We start from the raw sequence: 857 nt of genomic DNA, 5'->3' as shown, positions 1-857 counted from the left end.
GGGGATATTTCAAGATGGTTGATTGTACCACTTTCAGTTGGTCGACCAAATGGCGCGGGTACTCCTCAGCCAGCAGCCCAATCAGCCACTTTCCGATTTCTTTGTCCTCCAACATGCCATCAATCTACTGAATCAACAGGTCACGTTTGGTGTGATTGCGCTTCCTGTGTGAAGGATCCGAAATAACAGCCCCTGTTCCCTCTGCGATCCTATGCTTTGCCAGAACCTGGCCGTTCTGTTGGAGGCGTATGTATAGATGCTCGTCATCTTTCTCGATATAAGCGATGTTCGGTGCCCCTTTTCGATAGGTACCGAGGGGAACGCTGTATCGGTTGCCCTCATATCGGATGACGTTGTCCTTGTGAATGTTTCTTGTTATACTTGAAACGAAGATATCTTCAAACAGTAAGTACCGGAGACCTTTTGCAGGTGTTGCTTTTCCAGGGCGTACACCTCGACAGGTCTCTTTTTTGTATTATGGTGTACCTTATAGTTCCCTGTGCGTTCCAGCCATTTCATGCAGGAGTCCTGCCAGTCTGCCAAATTGTCAAACGTACGGTTCTTCGCAAAGTTATTTTTCACATACTTTACCACCTGCTCGATCTTCCCCTTGGACTGAGGGTCTGACTTCCTGCAGAGATGGACTTTGAACTTCCTTGTCTGCTGGTACTTGGTGAATTCCGCAGTCATGATCAGATCCCCCGCATTTTCGCTGATGGCCAGGAGACGATCTGGTCATAGACCAATTCGATGGTCATCCCTTCAAAATAACGGAAGGCATTCTCATGCATACGGACCAGGTCCTTTGTCTGGAATGGCCGGTCCAGCCACTCCACATATTTGAATCTGGAATGGGC

At 48.3% G+C, this 857-nt stretch carries 2 protein-coding genes; both read right to left on the bottom strand.

Translation table 11 applies throughout. From position 1 onward, the window contains the following. Positions 1 to 124: 124 nt before the first annotated feature. Complete coding sequence (locus ACFSCZ_RS18945; protein ID WP_380776507.1) at positions 125 to 349, bottom strand: hypothetical protein; 225 nt, start codon at positions 347 to 349, stop codon at positions 125 to 127. Between the two features lie 26 nt (positions 350 to 375). Then, entirely contained in the window at positions 376 to 690 is a 315-nt protein-coding gene (locus ACFSCZ_RS18940) for a hypothetical protein (protein WP_380776504.1), read from the bottom strand. Positions 691 to 857: the final 167 nt, after the last annotated feature.

Source organism: Siminovitchia sediminis (genome assembly GCF_042680885.1).
In the GTDB taxonomy this organism is placed as follows: Bacteria; Bacillota; Bacilli; order Bacillales; family Bacillaceae_C; genus Siminovitchia; species Siminovitchia sediminis.
Note: the sequence above shows the minus strand (reverse complement) of the source record. Positions and strands in the feature narration are given on the sequence as shown.

What these genes read in the sequence shown, in the direction of transcription:
- ACFSCZ_RS18940 (WP_380776504.1), bottom strand. Translation starts at nt 690, where the DNA reads ATGACTGCGGAATTCACCAAGTACCAGCAGACAAGGAAGTTCAAAGTC.